The organism is Marinobacter sp. V34, assembly GCF_055524115.1.
Map to the genome: position 1 here is coordinate 143203 of NZ_JBUPZY010000005.1, position 19102 is coordinate 162304.

Below are 19102 nucleotides of genomic sequence, written 5' to 3' on the forward strand. Positions count from 1 at the left end.
CAAAAACAACAGGAGTCAACCATGCGTAAACTCATCACTTTTGCGGTGATCATGAGCTGTGCCGTGCTTGCAGCACCCACACTCAGCCATGCCAGCTATACCAAAACAAAGCATCCCATCGTTCTGGTCCACGGTGTGACCGGTTTCAATACCATCGGCGGCCTGATCAATTACTTCCACAACGTTCCCTGGAACCTTGAGCGCAGCGGCGCCCGGGTATATTCCGCCAGCGTGTCCTTTGTGAACAGCAGCGAGCAGCGTGGCCAGCAACTCGCCAACTACATCAACGGGCTTGGGCAGTCGAAGGTCAACATCATGGCCCACAGCCAGGGCGCACCCACTTCCCGCGTGACCGCCTCGCTTATTCCCCATAAAATTGCCTCGGTAACGTCAATCAATGGCGTCAACAAAGGCTCAAAAGTCGCGGACGTCGCTCGGGGAATCATTCCACCCGGCAGTTACGTGGAAGGTGGAGCCGGTGCCATTGCCAACGCGCTTGGGGATCTGGTCAACGCGCTGTCTGGTTCCAACAACCCCCAGGATGGCATTGCGGCACTGGAAACCCTGACAACACCCGGCACCACGCAGTTGAACAACGCCCTCGGCTGGAAAGGGGTGAACCGATGGTCCTGCGCGGGCACCAACGAGGACGTGTGGATCAACGGCAACCGGATCAAGTTTTTCTCCTGGACCGGCACATCCGTCTGGACCAACTGGACCGACATCACCGACCCGTTCCTGGGCATCACGTCCCTGGCTTTCGGTAACGAGCCCAACGACGGCCTGGTCGGTGAGTGTTCCACCAAGATGGGCAATGTCATTGGCACCCATTACGACATGAACCATGTAGACGCCATAAATCACCTGTTCGGCGCCCGTTCATGGCGCACCAATCCGGTCTCGCTCTATCGCAGCCATGCCAACCGCCTGAAAAATCGCGGGCTTTAACCCTCGCGCTTTCGAGTCTGAACCGTCGCCGGGCGCCCCGCTGATGCGCGCCCGGCGACGACAGTTGCCAAGGCAGGATAATGGGTATGAACAATAGCGAAAAACTGAACAGAAAGGCCTTAATTCCCCTGATTGTCGCCGTTCCGGTGGTGGTTGCCTGCATGTGGTTCCTATCGGCGGACACGTCTTCCGGCGAGAGCACGGCACAGGCGGCGAGCTCACCAGCAACGCCTGAAACCCACCAGAAACCCGACATTGCGAAGGCGCTACTTGCCGTTGGCGAGGATGCTCCCCTCTCTTACCAGACACCGGATAGCCTGGGAGACCAACCGTTTGCCAGCTCCCTCGCAGGTACAAACATCGACGGCAGCTTACGGGCCGGCGCCAGCGGCCAATTGATCATTGATCTGGAAACCCGTGACTTCTTCGATTATTTCCTGAACACCATTGGCGAGGTATCGGCTGAGCAGGCACTCCGCCAGATCGAAACCCTCGCCCAACAGAGTCTGCCGGAAAGCGCTGCCCGCGAGGCCATGACCCTGCTTAACCGGTACCTGGAGTACAAGGATGCCTCTCTTGCACTTGGCAACCAGGGACTCGACCCCGCCCGGCAGCACGATCCCGCATACCAGTTGGACATGCTCAAGGGTGCATTGGCCGACATGAAACAGCTGCGCCGGCGCATGTTCGCTGCCGACACCCACGAGGCCTTTTTCGGACTGGAGGAAGCCTACGGCGACTATACCCTCGCCAGTCTTGAGATCCATCAGCGCACCGACCTGTCCACTGAAGCTAAAAAGACACTGGTTGAATGGCATCGGCAGCAGCTTCCCGAGGTAATCCGCCGCACCGAAACCCGCATGATCGAGGAAAGCGGCGACTACCGAGCAAGACAACAGGCACTGTCAGAAGCGGACTCCCCGTCCGACGCCGGACGCCGGCTACGGGAACTGGGCGTTGACGATGCCGAGGCCCGCGAAGTGGTCGCCTACATGGAGGAACGGGAGCAGTTCGACAGCCATTACCAACAGTTCCAGCAGGCACTGGCGAGCCTGGACAACTCGGGGTTGGCAGAAGAGGACAGAGCGACCCAGAAGAACCGGTTGCTGGAGCAGCACTTTGATAACGAACAGACCCGCACCTGGGCCCGACTGCGAGCACTGGAGTCGCAATCACCGTAGTGTGCTCCAATGCCATTCCTGACAGCCTGGCCGGCGTAAACTGAAGGAAACGACAATAACAACCGGACAGTCTTCGATGAATTTATCCCAGCTCCGGGATCAGCGAGCCAACGGATTTCAGCAACTGCGGTTTGAGCCAGCGCTGGAAGCCCATTATCGTGGCGTCAGGGACGAAGGCATACGATCACGCGCACGGCCGGTCTCCGCCAGTGCGCTGACGCTGTTCCTGGTATATACCCTGCTGGATTCCCTCATGCTACCCCCGGCCATCGCACGGGATACTATCGCTGTGCGGCTTATAATCACCTGCCCGGTCATCGTCGGCGTGTGGTGGTTGTCCTATCGAAACATTCGTGATGACCACTTCGTAAAGATCTATGCGCTCGCCTACCTCGTCGGTGGCCTCAGTGTGGTGGGTATTATTGGGCTTGCACGTCTGGAGAACCACCCACTGCCCTATGAAGGCATCCTCCTGATGCTGATGTTCGGCTACTTTGTGATGGGCATTCCGTTTCGCACGGTGTCCGGCGCGTCCCTGCTGGTTATCGTTGCCTATCTTTGGGTCGAGTACATTACCGGTTCGACGGCTCACCAACTCATGATCAACGGTTTTTTCATCGGCACCGCCAACATCATCGGGATGGTCGGATCCTGGCTCAGCGAACACCGTCAAAGAGCTCACTTCCTGGATCGCCAGATGCTCAATGCCTCCAAACAACAGGCCGAACAGGAGAACCACCGCAAGACCCGCCTAATTACCGTCGCCAGCCATGACCTTCGGCAACCCCTGAACGTCATCAGCCTGATTCTGGAAAATCTCACCGCTGACGGTCTGCCAGGCGAACAGCAGTCGCTGGTGTCGCGACTTAAATCCTCGGTGACCCATTTCAACAGCCTGCTGGCCTCGGTTCTGGATATCTCCCGCATCCAGGAGGGCATGATCTCCCCTGAGCCCGCCAGGCTCTGTACGTGGCAGGTCATACGGCAGGTGTCTGAAACGTTTAGTGAGCAGGCCCAAAGCCCGGGTGCGCAGCTAGTCATCCATAAACCCGCCAGCGGCAGTGGGGTTCTTGCCGACCCGCAGTTGCTGCACCGCGTACTCCAGAATCTGGTAACGAACGCGCTGGAACATAGCGACGCAACCCGGATTGATCTTCGAGCACACCAGGACGACGGAACACTGTGCATCGAGGTGCAGGATGATGGCCGGGGCATCGATGACGGCACCCTTGAACAGATCTTCACCCCCTTTTTCCGCAGCAACCTACGCCAGCGTAGTTGTCCCGGCCTGGGGCTCGGGCTGGCCATTGTCCGTGAGCTAACAGGCATGATGAAGGGGCATTGCAGCGTCAGCTCACAACCAGGGCAAGGCGCCTGTTTCCGGGTTTTCCTGCCGGCAACGCCCGCGCCACAGACAACAGAGTCCGTTTCCGGAGCGGCTGTTCCACCTTCCGCTCAATCACCCTCGCTGATGGTAGTGGAGGATCATGATGAGGCCCGCCACTGGACCTGCGAAACCCTGGCTTCCTGGGGCTACAGCGTGAGGGGTGTCGCCAGCGCGGAACAGGCAATCGCCCGTTGGGGAACATCGTCCAACGCCATTCTGGTCAGTGACATTCATCTCCCGGAAATGTCCGGCCACGCTCTCTACGATCGGCTTTCCGCTCGCAAGTCGGTCCGCGGCGGCATCCTGATAACAGCCGATACGGCCATTCCCCAGGGCTACAACCCTGAACGCCGACTATGGGTACTGCACAAACCGCTGATACCGATGAGGCTGCGGGCCGCTGTTACTCAACTGGATCGCCTTGCTGACTGATCGCGTCAGAGGAGCCCCAGCGCCCTCGCCTGGGCAACACATTCGGTACGATTGTGGACACCCAGGTGGGTAAAAATCGCTTTCAGGTGAGTTTTCACCGTATGCTCGGTGAGATCAAGAGCCTGGCAAATCCGCTTGTTGGGAAGCCCGTCCGCCAAAAGCCTAAGAACCTCCAGTTGGCGAGGGGTGAGGTGCTCCGGACTCAGGGATGGAAACGGCAACGACGGATAGAACAGCAGGCCGTTGCTGACCCGCTGGACCATTCGAATCAGCGAGCGGCGGCCAGCAGACTTGGGCAAAAACCCCACCGCACCGGCAGAACGTGCCGCTCGTACTGAGGCCTCGTCCTCGCGACTGGAAATCACTACTACGGACACGGGCAACCCGATCTCTTCGAGTGCGGAAAACAACGACAGGCCCGCCTCCCCTTGCAACGTCAGGTCCAGCAGAACCAGAGAGGTTTCCGGCCGCAATCGGAGGTCGTCAACCGCGTCCGCCACCGAGGCTACCGTCGCAACCTCCCGAGCCAGATGTTCCTGTTCAAGAATGGCCGTAATCCCAAAGCGGAAAAACGGGTGGTCGTCCACGATCAACACGCGTGCCAGGGGAAGGCTGTCTCCGGATGACAGCAGTGCACAGTCGGCGTTATCAGCCGTTCTGGTGTCCATGGGTTTCTCCGCAAAATGGCTGTTTTTGTTACTGCGGTGCGGAATACTATACGGATGAAAACCGGAATCGACCGTTCGCTGTTTAACAGTTTTGATGCATGCCCCTTCCACCACCTGTGCAGGTGCGGGGTGTAATCGCTATACTGGCGCCACGACACTTTCTCACCTGCTTGGATCAAGGCACTGATGTCTGGACGTTTTCTGGCACTTTTACTCTCTGTGCTCATCCCCGTTATTGCCCATGCCGACCGCCCTGCAATGACGGTTGTCACGTCGACCTATCCCCCTTACCAATACCAGGAAAACGGTGAGGTGAAGGGTACCCATACGGAAGCCCTCCGCCGGGTCCTGACGAAGATGGGCTATGACCCCGTTTTCCGGCTAGTACCCTGGGTCCGGGCGGAAGCCAGCGCTCGCGCAGGAACCTCCGATCTGATCTACTCTCTGACTTACTCGCCAAACCGCGCCCGCCACTACCACTTCACCAACCCCATCAGCGAGGCCCGCGATGTGTTTTTCAGCCTTTCCGACCGGGGCCTTCAGTGGCAGGAGCTGGATGATCTCGCCGGCCTGAGGATTGGGCTATCCGCGTCCTACAGTTATGCCCCAGAGTTCATGGACTGGCTGGCCGCCGGCAACGCCCGGGTTGTTAAGATCAGCCAGGAATCCCCGGAATTCACGGGGCTGAAAATGATTGCCTTTGGCCGTATCGACCTGTTCATCTGCGAGGAAACCGTCTGTCGGTATCTGATCGACAAACACATCGCCGACCATCCAGAGCTGGCAAATGTGTCCGCAATGCCACGAACCGTTGGCGAAGTGCGGGGGTTTCGTGCAGCATTCTCCCGCCAACACCCGGAAGGCGAGGCGCTCCGTGATAAATTCAACAAGGCGTTGGCTGAACTGGAATCCAGCGATTCAGACTAGCGCCTGCGGCAATCACCTACCTCCGGAACCATACAGGCGCCTAAAGGTTTCCTATACTGCGGTTTGTACCCCTCAACCGACAGACCGGGACCATGGACATCCAGACTGATCACCGCTACGCCATTAACCTGAACGTACGGGGCATCCAGCCCTCTGCCACCCTCCGCATCAACGAACTCAGCAACCAGCTGCGCGCCGAAGGCCGGGACATTATCAAACTCGGGCTGGGCCAGTCGCCCTTCCCGGTGCCCGACCGCGTGGTCGATGCCCTGCGCGAGCATGCCCACGAGAAAGACTACCTCCCGGTGAAAGGCCTGAAGGCCCTGCGGGAGTCGATTTCGGGCTACATTAACCGCAGTGAGCGTATGCGCTGTACCTGGGAAGATGTATTGATCGGCCCCGGTTCCAAGGAACTGCTGTTCATGCTGCAGTTGGCCTACTACGGCGATTTGCTGATTCCGCGACCAAGCTGGGTGTCCTACGCGCCTCAGGCTCGCATTATCGGCCGTTCGGTACACTGGCTTCCGACGCATGCGGAGAACAACTGGCAGTTGACGGCGGAGGAACTGGACATCATCTGCCGCGACGACCCGTCGCGGCCGCGCATCCTGATTCTCAACTACCCGTCCAACCCAACGGGCTGCACCTATACAGACGACCAGTTGCTGGCCATCGCCAACGTCGCCCGCAAGTACAAGCTGATCCTGCTGTCGGACGAGATATACGGCGAGGTGCACTTCGAGGGCCGGCACAAATCCATTGCCCGTTATTATCCCGAAGGCACCATCATCAGCACCGGCCTGAGTAAGTGGGCCGGCGCGGGTGGATGGCGCCTCGGCACCTTTATTTTCCCGCCGGAGCTACGGCCATTGCAGGACGCTATGGCGATCATCGCCAGCGAAACCTACACCGCGACCAGCGCCCCAATCCAACATGCGGCTATTGCTGCGTTTAATGGTGGCGAAGACCTGGATGAATACCTGAAGCAGTCACGCCGGGTCCTTAAGGTCGTAGGTGAATACCTCCACCGCCGCCTCACGGGTATGGGCTCCGTGGTGCAGAAGCCCGAAGGCGCGTTCTATCTATTTCCGGACTTTTCCAACTTCCGCGAGGCGATGGCCCGTCGAGACATCAAAACCAGTCAGGCACTGTGCCAGTCTCTGCTCGAAAACACCGGCGTAGCCATCCTGCCCGCCAGCGATTTTGGTTTTGTCCCGAACCACCTTGCCGCACGTCTCGCTTTCGTCGATTTTGACGGCGCTGAGGCGCTGGCTCTGGCCGGAAAGGAGTACGGTGAACAGGAACTGAGCGACGATTTCGTCCAACAGGCCTGCCCGCGACTGGTGACAGCCATGGACAAGATGGAGCAGTGGCTCACCGGCCTATAACTGGATCATGATAGACTGGCGCCCTCATTTCAGATCGGAGGGCGCCATCGTGTCTAACCCGGAAGCCATTGCCGCCATTGCGGATTTCGCCGAAGACCTGGCCCTGCGGGCCGGTGAGCTGATCAAACACGAACGAGAGCAGAACACCCTTCGTACCGATTATAAACAGCAGTCGGAGCTGGTCACCCACGCCGACGTGATGGCCGACGAGATGATCACCGGCGCCATTCGCGAGCGCTTCCCGGACCATCGGATCCTCTCAGAAGAAACCATGCCAGACCTCAGCCAGGCCGAGAATCTGGACACCCCGCTGTGGATTATCGACCCCATCGACGGCACCGTGAATTACGCCTACGGCCACCCCCAGGTCGCAGTCTCCATCGCCTATGCGGAACAGGGGCGGGTGCAGGCTGGCGTGGTACATGCTCCGTTTTCGGGTGAAACCTTCCGTGCCACACGGGGTACCGGCGCCGCCCTGAATGGCAACCCCATCACACACAGCGGGGCAACGCTGCCCAGGGATTCGCTATTCGCCACCGGCTTCCCCTACACCAAGGACAGCCTTGCCCCCCTGATAAACCGGCTGGAAGCCATGATTCATCAATGCCGGGATCTGCGCCGGATCGGCTCAGCAGCCTTGGACATCTGCTGGGTGGCCTGCGGGCGGCTGGACATCTACTACGAGAACGTCAGCCCCTGGGACTTCGCGGCAGCCAGGCTGATTGCGCTGGAGGCGGGCGCGACGGCGGGGCATTTCAGTGAGGTACCGGAGGGATATCCGGCGGACTTGTGGGGGCGGGATATCCTGATATCAGCCCCGGCGGTCTGGATGCCAGTGCGCGACATCCTGCGCAGGGCGTCGGGTTACGATTGAACGCCCCAGACCGCTTCTGAAACCAAGCCCCAGGCTTCTTCAAAATCGTTGGAGGGTAATCGGGAAAACGACGAGCGGACGTAGCGCTGAACCCGGCCCTCCATAAACACCAGCACAAAATCCGCACCCCTTGCGGAACTGGTTCTGGGGCGCAGGCCCTGGCGAATCTCGCCTTCTTTCAAGGCCTGACGCACCTGGGTTTCCAGGCGCTCGAAGAACTGCGACGCTCGCTTGCGCAGGGCTTCATTCTCCCCCATCAACGCATCACCGGTCAGCACCGTGCACAGCCCCGGATTGCGTTCGGCAAACACCAGAACCAGATGCACCAGTTGCTGTAGCCGAACCCGAACATCTTCCTGTTCCTGCAGGATAACTTGGCAGCGCGAGAACACTGCCTCCTCCGCGAACTCGATCAGCGACTCAAACATTTTCCGTTTGCTGGGGAAATGGCGGTACAAGGCCGCCTCTGTAACACCCACGGATTTTGCGAGGCCAGCGGTGGTAATTCGTGCTCCAGGATCTTTCTCCAGAAGCTCCACGAGGGCATGAAGAATCGCTTCGCGGCGACTGATTTTTTGTTCTGTCATGGCAGGACTGCAGGCTCTGTTTAACGTTTCAGGACATCAGAAAAAGGTGCCATCGAGAGGCGACGACGCGCTGGCATAAAGCTTCTTCGGCATACGCCCCGCGAGATAGGCATCGCGGCCTGATTCAATGGCCAGGCGCATCGCCTTGGCCATGCGAATCGGGTCCTGGGCCTGGGCGATGGCTGTGTTCATCAGTACGCCATCACAACCCAACTCCATCGCCAGGGTTGCATCAGACGCGGTACCAACACCGGCATCCACCAACACCGGTACGTTGGCGTTCTCGATGATCAGGCGGATGTTGTAGCGGTTCTGGATACCCAGTCCGGAGCCAATTGGCGCGCCCAGCGGCATGATGGCGATGCAGCCCATTTCCTCAAGGCGCTTGGCCAGCAGCGGGTCGTCGGAGCAATACACCATCACCTTGAACCCATCGCGGATCAGCTCTTCTGCGGCCACCAGGGTTTCGGTCATGTTCGGGTACAGGGTTTTTTCCTCACCCAGCACTTCCAGTTTGACCAGGTCATGACCATCCAGGAGTTCCCGGGCCAGTTTACAGGTGCGTACCGCGTCCTTCGCAGTATAACAACCGGCGGTGTTTGGCAGCATGGTGTAGCGCTCAGGCGATACCACGTCCAACAAACTCGGTTCATCCGGGTTCTGGCCAAGATTGGTACGGCGCACGGCAAAGGTGACAATCTCCGCACCACTGGCTTCAATCGCATGGCCGGTTTCAGCCATGTCCCGGTACTTACCAGTGCCTACCAGCAACCGGGACTGGTATACCCGGCCGGCGATTTCAAGCGGCTTGTCTTCGGGAAGCGGTCTTTCAGAACGGTCACTCATGCTTTACACCTGAACTCATTAAAAGAATCGTGAAAAAGGAATGGCAAGGCCGTTATTAACCGCCGCCAATAGCGTGAACTACCTCTACCCTGTCGCCATCACTGAGGCTGAAGGTGGCGTGCTGGCTGCGGGGAACAATATCTTCATTGACTTCCACAGCGAACCGCTTGCCGATCAATGCCATCCGCTCTATCAATACCGCGACAGTGACTTCTTCGGGAAGCTCCATGGCGTCGCCGTTGACCTGTACCTGCATAACGTTACCTGCCTTAAACATTTGTCTCTAACGCCTGAATCCCGACACCACAACCAATATCCAGCCCACCATAAAACCGATCCCTCCGACCGGCGTAACCGGCCCCATCCAGCGAAGGTCCGTTAGCACCAGGAGGTACAGGCTGCCACTGAACAACAGGATTCCAGCAACAAAAAAGCCGGCCGCAATGCCGAGCAAACGCCGCGACAGACCCGCAACCGGGAGTATCGCGACAAGAATTAACGCCAGTGAATGGACTATCTGATATGTGACGGCAGTCTGGAAAACTTCAAGCCCCCGCTCGTCAATTACACCACGCAACCCGTGCGCGCCAAAGGCTCCTGCCATCACCGCCAACAGGGCGAACAGTGCGCCCAACACCAGTGCCGGGCGAAGGGGTTCTATATGCCTAGCAGTCACAGTGGATTTTTTCCCCGGTATCCAGATTCATCAGGGTAAGCTTTCCACCCCAGACACAACCGGTATCCAGTCCGAAATAACGCGTGCTTTCAGTCTGGCCTTCCAGGGCCGCCCAGTGGCCGAACACCACACGCACGTCATCCTGACGAGGGAAGCGAAACCAGGGCGCAAAGCCATCCGGCGCCGAGGCGACCGACTCTTTGGCGGCAAGCTCCAGGGTGCCGTCCTCGGCAATAAACCGCATACGGGTGAAATAGTTGGTAATGACGCGCCACCGATCCATGCCACTGAGATCTGAGTGCCAGCGTTCAGGCCAGTTCCCGTACATATCTGCAAAGTAGTTTTCGGCCTCGGGCCCGCGAATCACCGCTTCTACTTCCCGGCTGTAGCCGACCGCTTCTTCCACTGTCCAGATGTGGGGCAGCCCGGCGTGGACCATCACCAGATTGCGATCTTCATCATGAACACAGAGGTTCTGTTGCCGGAGCCAATCAAAAAGCCGTCCGTGATCTGGTGCCGCAAGTATATCGGAGAGCGTGTCTTTGTTCTTCAGAGCATGGCCACCCAAGGCCACCGCCAGCAGGTGCAGGTCGTGATTGCCCAGCACCACGACCGCAGAACTCCCCAGGCTTTCAACGTAGCGCAAGGTTTCCAGGGAAGACGGGCCACGGTTAATCAGGTCACCGGCCACCCAGAGCCGATCCCGCGATGGTGAAAAATCCACCTTGGCGAGCACATCCAGAAGACGCTCATAGCAGCCCTGAATATCACCAATGGCGTAATCAGTCATGACTTACCTCATCAGCACCGAAACTTTCAGATTTACTGTCAGCCAACAAGTCGGCAATCGCAACATACTCAGCCAGACCAAGATTTTCCGGGCGCAAACCATCATTGATGCCAATGCCGTTGAGCTGTTCCACGGAAACCATACCTGCCAGCGCCTTTCGCAGGGTTTTACGGCGGGCGCTGAAGGCGGTACGTACTACCGCCTGGAGCAGTTTGTAGTCCTTCGCTGGGTGCGGCAGTGTTTTGTGGGGCACCAGACGAACGATGGCGGAATCCACTTTCGGCGCTGGCCGGAAAGCGCCTGGCCCGACCTCAAACAACGGCTGCACCCGGCAAAAATACTGGGTCATGATCCCCAGTCGGCCATAGTTGTTATCCCCGGGCACCGCAGCCATCCGTTGAACCACTTCCTTCTGCAGCATGAAATGCATGTCCTGCACCACGCCGGAATGCCCCAGCAGGTGAAAAATCAACGGCGTGGAGATATTGTACGGCAGGTTGCCGATGATTCTCAGGGGCTTGTCGTCAACCAGTTCGCCGAAATCAAACTTCAGCGCATCCGCTTCGTGGATGCGGAAATTGGGGTAATTGAAGAATTTGGTCCGCAGCACGGGAATCAGGTCCCGGTCCAACTCCACCACCTGGAGATTCGAGTTAACAGCAAGCATTTCCTCGGTGAGAGCGCCAAGGCCAGGGCCGATTTCCACAAGGGCATCGTCCGGCTTGGGATGAATAGCGCGGATGATGCGTTCAATCACGCCGGGGTCGTGAAGAAAGTTCTGACCAAAGCGTTTTCGGGCCTGATGGCCGTGTTTGCTACTCACTCGATATTGTCTCTTTTCGCTGATGTTGCCATTCGTTCGCCCACACGGATCGCCGTTTCCAGGCTGCCGGCATCTGCCTTGCCTGTGCCGGCCAGGTCAAGGGCGGTGCCGTGGTCGACCGAGGTTCGCACAATGGGCAGGCCCAGGGTGATATTAACCGCCCGGCCAAAGCCCTGGAATTTGAGAACCGGCAGGCCCTGGTCATGGTACATGGCCAACACCGCATCGGCGTTGTCCAGCCAATGGGGTGTAAACAGGGTGTCCGCCGGCAATGGGCCGGTCAAGTCGATACCCTCCCGACGCAGGGCGTCCAGGGTCGGCTCAATAACGTCGATTTCCTCCCGGCCGAGATGCCCGCCTTCACCCGCGTGGGGATTCAAGCCGGCAACCAGAATTCCGGGATGCTGAAGACCGAAGAACTTGCGCAGGTCATTATCCAGAATACGGGTAACCTGGGTCAGGCGCTCAGCCGTAATTGCGGCGGAAACGTCCTTCAGGGGCAAGTGGGTGGTCACCAGGGCCACTCTCAGCTCGTCTGTGGCCAGCATCATCACCACACGCTCAACGCCGCAGAGCTCCTGCAGGAACTCCGTGTGGCCACTAAAAGCGAAGCCGGCGTTGTTGATAACGCCCTTGTGAACCGGTGCCGTCACCATACCGTCGAATGTGCCGTCAAGGCAGCCCTGGGCCGCTATTCGCAGGGTTTCCAGAACATAGGCGCTATTCGCCGGGTCCAGTTGGCCGGCTGTAGTGGACGCCAATCCATCAACGGAAAGCACGGAGAGCCGGCCCGGCTCAACGGTAGCTGGCGCCCCTGGCGCCCAGTCTTCCAGTGCCACATCCAGCCCAAGCAGACGAGCCCGAGCCGCCAACAAACGCTTGCTGGCCACCACCACAATGCCTGGCCCGCGTTTCCCCAGGGCCAACTGCAGGCAAAGCTCCGGGCCAATGCCCGCGGGTTCGCCCGCTGTCAGTGCGAGGATGACTGGCTGTGTCATGATTCGTTTTTAGCTCCGTAGCCGCTCTTGAACTCTATAAACGCCTCGTCGCGGATCTCCCGCAGCCAATTCTGCAACTCGGTATCAAACTTGCGGCGGTAGATGGCCTGCCGCGCCTCGGATTCCCGTACATCACTGCTGATGTCCTGCTGGCGACGATCCTGTACCTGCAGAATGTGCCAGCCGAACTGGGAGCGGAACGGGCCTTCGAGCTCGCCCACATCTGCTGCCATCATCGCCTGTTCGAATTCCGGCACCATCTGCCCAGGACTTACCCAGCCCAGGTTGCCACCGTCAGAACCGGAAACCGGGTCATCAGAGTGCTCCCTGGCGATGACGGCAAACTCGGCGCCATTATCAATCTGCTGATAGAGATCGCGAATGGTTGCTTCCGCCTGAGCTTCTGACACGGTTTCCGACGTGCGTACCAGAATGTGACGGACTTTCGACTGCTCGATGAACTGTGCCTTATCACCGCCGCGACGGTTCATCACCATCACCAGGTGGAAGCCGCTGCTGTTTTTTAGCACGGGAGAGACGGTTCCGGTTTCAAGCTCCGGGACCACATCGGCCACCAGTGACGGCAACTGGTTTTCGGCGCGCCACCCCATGTTGCCACCGTCGAGAGCGTTGCTGGCGTCTGATTCGGCGACGGCAACAGAGCGGAAGTCCCGACCCTCCGCAATCTCTTTACGCAGTTGTTCCACCTTTTGGCGGGCTGCGCCGGCTTCTTCCTCGTCATTAAAATCGTTCACCTCAATGAGGATGTGCGCGAGCTCATACTCCGCATTGCTACGACCCTGACCCGCCGATGCCGCAATATAGTTCTCAACCTCCCTATCCGTTACCCGCACCCGGTTGCCGACCTGGCGTTGCTGTACACGGCTGGTGATCATCTCGTTGCGAATCTGCTCACGGGCTTCACGATAGGTGACGCCTTCCTGAACCAGTTGTTGCTCGAACTGGGCCAGCGTCATATCGTTGCGCTGGGCGATGGATGCCAGGGTTTCATTAAGCTCGTTATCGCTGATGCGCATCCCTGCCCGGTCAGCCATCTGTAACTGGATCGACTCGCTGATCAGTTGCTCCAGCACCCGTTCTTCCAGAATATCCCTGGGGGGCAACCCGGTTCCCTGAGCGCGCAAGCGCCCGGTGATGGTGTTGATCCGAGCCTCAAGCTCGGACTGAAGAATCACGTCGTCGTTGACGACCGCCACCACCTGATCAAGCAGCTTACGGTCCGCCTGCACGGTTGCGGATACCACCACAACCATCAGTGCCAGCATCATTTGTGCGCAATGGCGAAGGTTCGCCTTCATAGTCACCTCTAGTATGGAAGAATACTGCCTGTCACCCCGGCATCCTGAGCCTGACTGTCAGGCATCAGCGATCACCGAAACGGCGACGTTCCCTTTCGTCAAAGCCATAGATGGCTTCGGAAATCTGACTGGACGATCCGCCGCTCCCGCCCAGTCCCTTGAGCTGGATCTGGAACAACATGCGGCTCTCAAGCTGTTCGTCGTCCGTCAGGTAGTTCTGGTGCACCAGCTGCACACTCCAACAACAATTATTGTATTCCAGCCCGGCCAGCGAACCGACCGTACGATCAAGCTCGGAATCGTAGACCCAGCGGCCGATCAGACTAACACGGTCTGTGACAGGAAAAACGCCCCCGATATCCGACTGCTCGAATTCGTTTCGCCGGTAGCTGTGCCCCAGACTGGCCAGATAACGGTAATCATCAGAGTGGAAAACCAGCTGACTGCGACCTTCCTGAGTCTTACTGGTGTCTGGCTCCCACAAGCCGGAGGTACGAATTTCCAGGCCGTCTACCGGTCGCAAAACCATTTCACCGGCCAGCGGGGAGTCACTGGCATCAGAAGCACCTTCCCCCTCGAGTGTCACTTCCCGGTCATCGTAATAGTGAACCTGGCCAATACTGAAGCGGGCACGTTCAGCACCGGTGAGCAGATCATTGAAACGGCTGGTTAACGCCACGGTCAGTTGATTGCTATCACCCACCCGATCGCCGCCGCTGAAGCGGTTGCGTTGGAACAACTGGTCGAAGCTGAACGAGCGAATAGCGGTGTCGAAATCCGGAATGGACGATTGGTCCGCATCGGCATCGGCCCAGGCGTAATAGAGCCGGGGCTCCAGGCTTTGGTTGTAGGGAATATCAAACAGGCTGGACTGGCGATCAAAATACAGGCCCGAATCCCACTCCGCGACCGGAACGGTACGATCAAAGCCGGGTTCCCTCGCGGTGTAATCCTCCAGCTCATAGCGTGTGTAATCGACACTGACGGAGGGTCTGGCATAACCCCAGAGCGCTCGCATAGGCAGCGCCAGCTCGGGTATGGCCCGAAAGCGCTGGCCGTTGGCCCGGTCGAGCCCCGTCAGGTCATCGTTATCGCGGTAGAAATGAGTGTACTGGCTTTCCAGGGACACTTCCGCTGGCCCCGCATCCACGGTGGCGCCGTACAGTACTTCCGGCAATTGCGAATAGGGAATGTTCTCGTCAGCAATGAAGTCGCTGAGGGTCTGGTAGCCGCTCAGATAAGTTTCGAAATACTGGGATGAATCCCGATAACGGATACCGCCCCGGCGACGCAGATGGGTTGCGCGATTGATCTCCAGGTTGCGATTGAGGTCACTGAGGTAGTCGTCGTCGCTAACCACGGAATAATCCCCGTAGCCGGTCCAGCCGTATCCGAATCTCGCCTGGGTACTGAAATCAAGACCCCAGCGTTCGCCGCCTTGCGAGGGAAATTCCTCCTCATACTCGGAGTCGTTGCCAGCGTAGCCTAGCTGAAGTACCGACTCACCCAAACTGCTGAGGTAACGACCCTCCGCCTCGGTAAACAATCCACGGCCGTGTATATACTGGGGCGTCAGCGTAGCGTCGTAATGCGGCGCCAGATTGAGGTAATAAGGCACCGAAAGGAAAGCGCCGCTACCCGCATTGGAGGTACCGAAAGACGGATAGAGAAAGCCTGTCTTGCGGCGGTCGTCAATGGGGAAGCTGGCATAAGGCCAGTAAAACACCGGGATGTCACTGATCTCAAGGCGTACGTGCTTTGCGGTACCCACACCTTCGCTCTGGTCCAGGTGAATGTCAGACGCCACGATGGACCAATCGTTGTTGTTGGGGGCGCAAGTGGTCAATGAGCCGCCACGAATCCGCACCTGGTCTTCCGCCGTACGGGAAAGCTGAGTGGCGGAACCCCGCATTTCCGGGCCGTGCAGGAGAAAGGTCGCAGTGTTGATGTCCACCCGACCACTGTTGACGTCGTAGTCCGCGCGCTCACCGGTCAGCAGGAAGCCGTCACCGCGGCTGGTCAGCGGCCCCTCTATGGCCACCTCACCGGTTGCCTGGTTATAACGGGCCTCGGAGCCCGTCACCCGGAACCCCGGCTGCTGCAGGCGAACGTCTCCCTGCAGAAAAAGTTCGTTGTCGAGTTCATACCGTGCATTGAGCCCACTGGCTTGCAGGGGTGCCTGACCATTTTTCGCTGCCGGCACACCCGCGTCTCCCTCTGCACTCCCCGCCACCACGGAAGGCAGATAGCCGCCCTCACAAAAACCCGGCAGGGAACGGCGGACATCCTCCGGCAATTCAGACTTCGGCCGCCAGTCAATCTCGGCAGCCGAAGGGGCAGTTTCCTGGGCATAAACCACCGGTATTGGCGCCAACATCGTGCAACCCGCAGCGGACGCGAACAGCAACCCGTGACGGTGTCGCATGCGGGGCGTTGGCATTCGCAGCTTCCTTGTTGGGGCTGGCACGGTGAGCGGGTTCCTGTCCAGAATGGATTCGCGGTTGTCGGAGACACTTAACAGCGGCCTAGTTTACACGGCGCCCTTTGCCTTGTTAACGGAAACCGGCCTTTGTTAACGGAAACCAACCATTGCTGCAAAACCGTTTTACCGCCTCTATACTGATCTGCTAACTTTCGGCCATGAGCCCGCAGGTTCGTTGCGGCCAAGTCACCGATAACTTCTGAGCCAGGAAAACAGCCAATTCCATGGATACCCGCCTGACAATGCTCACCCAGTGGGTCAGAGACCTTCCCGGTTTTGACCAGGCGATACCCGAGCCGGTTTCCGGCGACGCGAGCTTCCGCCGCTACTTCCGTGTCAGCGGTAACCCACATGGCACCGGACCGCAGCCGTATATTGTAATGGATGCGCCACCGGAGCATGAGGATTGCCACCCATTCGTGGCTATTGCCCATCACTGGCGCAGCCTCGATATCGCCGTGCCGGACATCGTCCATGAAGACCTGACACGGGGTTTCCTACTGTTGGAAGACTTCGGTGACGCCCTGATGCTCGGCGCCGTGAACCACAACAACGCTGACCAGCTCTATGGCGCCGCAATGGACGAGCTGGTCCGCATACAGCAGGCCGACGATGCATCCGACTACCCGCTCCCGGCTTACGACATCACCTTGCTGGATCGGGAAATGGCGCTGTTTCCGGACTGGTTGCTGACACAACAACTGGGGCTGACTCTCTCCAATGGCGAACGCGCACTGCTTGACACCACCTTCGCCTTTCTGCGGGAGAGCGCCCTGGCCCAGCCAAATGTGGCAGTGCACCGTGACTACCATTCCCGCAACCTGCTGGTCCGCCCCGGCACCACCAGGCCCGGCGTGATCGATTTTCAGGACGCCGTGCGCGGCCCGGTCACTTACGACCTGGTATCACTGTTAAAAGACTGCTACATCCGCTGGCCGGAAGAACACATCGACCAGTGGACAGACCGTTTTCGCGTACTCAGTGCAGAGGCAGGTCTTCATAAGGCTGACAGGGACACCTTCCGCCAATGGCTGGAACTCATGGGCATGCAGCGCCACCTGAAAGCCGCAGGCATCTTTGCCCGGCTGGCCATTCGTGACGGCAAGACCGGCTTCCTGAAGGATGTTCCCCGCACCGTAGGCTATCTGGTGGAGGCCAGCAGCCGGCAGGCCGCCCTGCGCCACTTCCACGAGTGGCTCACGGAAACCGTTGTACCGCCCATTGAGCAGCGGATCGGCCCAGTGGAGACATTCGGCCAGTGAAAGCGATGATTCTCGCGGCCGGCAAAGGCGAGCGCATGCGGCCGCTGACCCTGACAACCCCGAAGCCGCTCCTGCCTGCCGGCGGCAAGCCGCTGATCGTGCACCACCTGGAACGGCTGAAAGCCGCTGGCTTTCGGGAAGTCGTGATCAACCATGCCTGGCTGGGCATGCAGATCGAAACAGAACTGGGTAACGGCAGCAACATCGGGCTGGCCATTGAATACTCGCGGGAAAGCGAACCCCTGGAGACCGCCGGCGGGATTCTCCACGCGCTGCCCCTGCTGAACAGCAGCGACGACAACTGGTTCGTCGTCATCAACGGTGACATCTGGTGCGATTTTGATCTGTCACAACTGACGCCACCCGAAAATGCAGATGCGTTACTGGTCATGACGGGTAACCCTGACCACAACCCGGCGGGCGACTTCTGCCTGCGCAAGAATGGCACGGTGATTGAGAGCGGCCCTGAAACGCTGACCTTTACCGGCATCAGCCTGCTAAACCGTAGCCTGTTTTCGGGGCTGGCACAGGGCGCCCGGAAACTTGCGCCAATCCTGCGTGACGCTATGGCCCGGGGACGCGTCCAAGGCATTCGCCACACCGGACATTGGATGGATATCGGTACGCCGGAACGGCTACGGGAGCTGGACCGCATGCTTAACGAAGGCGGGGGGGGGCTGAGCCATGACCTCTGACACCCGGGACAACAACCTGCCTGCACGCATGGAAGCAGAGTTCAATGAGCTGCTTGGAGAACTGACTGCCTGCGGCCACCAAGCCAACGAATTGCTGGTCAGAACCCGGCTGCCGCGTTGGTGCCGCCGAAGCCTATTTTTTTTCCTGGGCTACATCGCCAAATCGGAGGGGCGGGTAACGGAGAAAGACATCGGTTTCGCCGAAACCCTGATGAAGGCCCTGAAACTCTCCGGTCGCCAACGGCGCAAGGCCATTGACAATTTCCGCAAGGGCAAGACCGCTGAGCGCATCCCCACCCTGAAAGCCCTGGGCCTGCGCCTGACCCACAGAATCTCGCCCTCGCCCTCGCTGCGCGTTGCCATCTGCCTTTGCCACGCGGCGCAGTTACAGGGACGCCCCGAGAAGCCCCGCCGCTACCGCTGCGAGGACGCCATTGACCAGATGGGACTGCCGATCAGGGTCAGCGATGACATTCTGGAAAGTTACGCCAGCAAGGTCTGGATCACCGAACCGGAAAGCCAGTCACGGCCTTCCACCTTCGAGCAGGCCTGCCAGGTTCTCGGCGTTACCCGCCGTGACAGCCGCGAGGTAATCAAACGGGCCTACCGAAAGAAGGTGTCGGAATGCCACCCGGACAAACTGGCGCAACAGCAACTGAGCCCGGCGGAACTGACCAGGGCGAAGGATCGCCTTCTGCGCTACCAGCAGGCCTGGGAACTGATCAGCCAGCGCCTGTCGGTTTGAATCCGGCGTTTTGAGTTCAGCGCCAAGCTTGCTAAACTCCGATATCAGAACCACACCACAGAAGCACAAAAGAC

General features: G+C 59.0%; 19 protein-coding genes. 9 read left to right on the forward strand and 10 right to left on the reverse strand.

Annotation, left to right across the window (positions count from 1 at the left end; all coding sequences use genetic code 11):
- The first annotated feature begins 21 nt into the window (after positions 1 to 21).
- The 3 genes from AC0B60_RS10335 to AC0B60_RS10345 all read left to right on the forward strand — a co-directional run bounded on the left by AC0B60_RS10335 (position 22) and on the right by AC0B60_RS10345 (position 3948).
- Positions 22 to 948 (forward strand): esterase/lipase family protein, encoded by a 927-nt coding sequence (locus AC0B60_RS10335; RefSeq protein WP_465085732.1) that lies wholly within the window; start codon positions 22 to 24, stop codon positions 946 to 948.
- An 86-nt stretch (positions 949 to 1034) separates the two neighbouring features.
- On the forward strand, positions 1035 to 2129 hold the full coding sequence (locus tag AC0B60_RS10340; protein WP_465085733.1) for a lipase secretion chaperone: 1095 nt from the start codon (positions 1035 to 1037) through the stop codon (positions 2127 to 2129).
- 76 nt (positions 2130 to 2205) lie between these two features.
- Positions 2206 to 3948, forward strand: a complete 1743-nt coding sequence (locus AC0B60_RS10345; protein ID WP_465085734.1) for a hybrid sensor histidine kinase/response regulator — start codon at positions 2206 to 2208, stop codon at positions 3946 to 3948.
- 5 nt (positions 3949 to 3953) lie between these two features.
- On the opposite strand, the gene AC0B60_RS10350 is transcribed toward AC0B60_RS10345, so the two are convergent.
- The gene (locus tag AC0B60_RS10350; protein WP_465085735.1) at positions 3954 to 4616 is read right to left on the reverse strand and encodes a response regulator; all 663 of its coding nucleotides are present in this window, start codon (positions 4614 to 4616) and stop codon (positions 3954 to 3956) included.
- A 186-nt stretch (positions 4617 to 4802) separates the two neighbouring features.
- On the opposite strand from AC0B60_RS10350, the gene AC0B60_RS10355 reads away from it, so the two are divergent.
- The 3 genes from AC0B60_RS10355 (at position 4803) to AC0B60_RS10365 (ending at position 7805) form a co-directional block, all read left to right on the forward strand.
- The gene (locus AC0B60_RS10355; RefSeq protein ID WP_465085736.1) at positions 4803 to 5543 is read left to right on the forward strand and encodes a substrate-binding periplasmic protein; all 741 of its coding nucleotides are present in this window, start codon (positions 4803 to 4805) and stop codon (positions 5541 to 5543) included.
- 92 nt (positions 5544 to 5635) lie between these two features.
- On the forward strand, positions 5636 to 6931 hold the full coding sequence (locus AC0B60_RS10360) for a pyridoxal phosphate-dependent aminotransferase (protein WP_465085737.1): 1296 nt from the start codon (positions 5636 to 5638) through the stop codon (positions 6929 to 6931).
- Between the two features lie 49 nt (positions 6932 to 6980).
- Complete coding sequence (locus AC0B60_RS10365) at positions 6981 to 7805, forward strand: inositol monophosphatase family protein (protein WP_465085738.1); 825 nt, start codon at positions 6981 to 6983, stop codon at positions 7803 to 7805.
- On the opposite strand, the gene slmA is transcribed toward AC0B60_RS10365, so the two are convergent.
- The 9 genes from slmA to AC0B60_RS10410 form a co-directional block, all read right to left on the reverse strand.
- Positions 7796 to 8392 (reverse strand): nucleoid occlusion factor SlmA, encoded by a 597-nt coding sequence (gene slmA, locus AC0B60_RS10370; RefSeq protein ID WP_465085739.1) that lies wholly within the window; start codon positions 8390 to 8392, stop codon positions 7796 to 7798. The genes AC0B60_RS10365 and slmA overlap by 10 nt on opposite strands.
- A gap of 36 nt (positions 8393 to 8428) precedes the next feature.
- On the reverse strand, positions 8429 to 9238 hold the full coding sequence (locus tag AC0B60_RS10375) for a thiazole synthase (protein ID WP_465085740.1): 810 nt from the start codon (positions 9236 to 9238) through the stop codon (positions 8429 to 8431).
- A gap of 55 nt (positions 9239 to 9293) precedes the next feature.
- Entirely contained in the window at positions 9294 to 9494 is a 201-nt protein-coding gene (gene thiS, locus AC0B60_RS10380) for a sulfur carrier protein ThiS (RefSeq protein ID WP_465085741.1), read from the reverse strand.
- Positions 9495 to 9521: 27 nt separating this feature from the next.
- On the reverse strand, positions 9522 to 9914 hold the full coding sequence (locus AC0B60_RS10385; RefSeq protein ID WP_465085742.1) for a DUF423 domain-containing protein: 393 nt from the start codon (positions 9912 to 9914) through the stop codon (positions 9522 to 9524).
- Positions 9904 to 10704 carry a symmetrical bis(5'-nucleosyl)-tetraphosphatase gene (locus AC0B60_RS10390; protein WP_465085743.1) on the reverse strand — a complete coding sequence of 267 codons (801 nt, stop codon included), beginning with the start codon at positions 10702 to 10704 and terminating at the stop codon, positions 9904 to 9906. Before AC0B60_RS10390 ends, AC0B60_RS10385 begins: the two co-directional genes overlap by 11 nt.
- A complete protein-coding gene (rsmA, locus tag AC0B60_RS10395; RefSeq protein WP_465085744.1) occupies positions 10697 to 11527 on the reverse strand; it encodes a 16S rRNA (adenine(1518)-N(6)/adenine(1519)-N(6))-dimethyltransferase RsmA in 831 nt (276 codons plus the stop codon). Before rsmA ends, AC0B60_RS10390 begins: the two co-directional genes overlap by 8 nt.
- Positions 11524 to 12525, reverse strand: a complete 1002-nt coding sequence (pdxA, locus tag AC0B60_RS10400; RefSeq protein ID WP_465085745.1) for a 4-hydroxythreonine-4-phosphate dehydrogenase PdxA — start codon at positions 12523 to 12525, stop codon at positions 11524 to 11526. The genes rsmA and pdxA overlap by 4 nt, the downstream gene beginning before the upstream one ends.
- On the reverse strand, positions 12522 to 13844 hold the full coding sequence (locus AC0B60_RS10405) for a peptidylprolyl isomerase (protein ID WP_465085746.1): 1323 nt from the start codon (positions 13842 to 13844) through the stop codon (positions 12522 to 12524). The genes pdxA and AC0B60_RS10405 overlap by 4 nt, the downstream gene beginning before the upstream one ends.
- Positions 13845 to 13908: 64 nt before the next feature.
- Entirely contained in the window at positions 13909 to 16221 is a 2313-nt protein-coding gene (locus tag AC0B60_RS10410; protein ID WP_465085865.1) for an LPS-assembly protein LptD, read from the reverse strand.
- Positions 16222 to 16550: 329 nt separating this feature from the next.
- Between AC0B60_RS10410 and AC0B60_RS10415 the strand changes: the two genes are divergently transcribed.
- The 3 genes from AC0B60_RS10415 to AC0B60_RS10425 are packed head-to-tail and all read left to right on the forward strand — an operon-like array spanning position 16551 to position 19028.
- Positions 16551 to 17588, forward strand: a complete 1038-nt coding sequence (locus AC0B60_RS10415) for an aminoglycoside phosphotransferase family protein (RefSeq protein WP_465085747.1) — start codon at positions 16551 to 16553, stop codon at positions 17586 to 17588.
- A complete protein-coding gene (gene murU, locus AC0B60_RS10420; protein WP_465085748.1) occupies positions 17585 to 18283 on the forward strand; it encodes an N-acetylmuramate alpha-1-phosphate uridylyltransferase MurU in 699 nt (232 codons plus the stop codon). Before AC0B60_RS10415 ends, murU begins: the two co-directional genes overlap by 4 nt.
- Positions 18273 to 19028, forward strand: coding sequence for a DnaJ domain-containing protein (locus tag AC0B60_RS10425; RefSeq protein ID WP_465085749.1), 756 nt, complete (start codon positions 18273 to 18275; stop codon positions 19026 to 19028). Before murU ends, AC0B60_RS10425 begins: the two co-directional genes overlap by 11 nt.
- Positions 19029 to 19102: the final 74 nt, after the last annotated feature.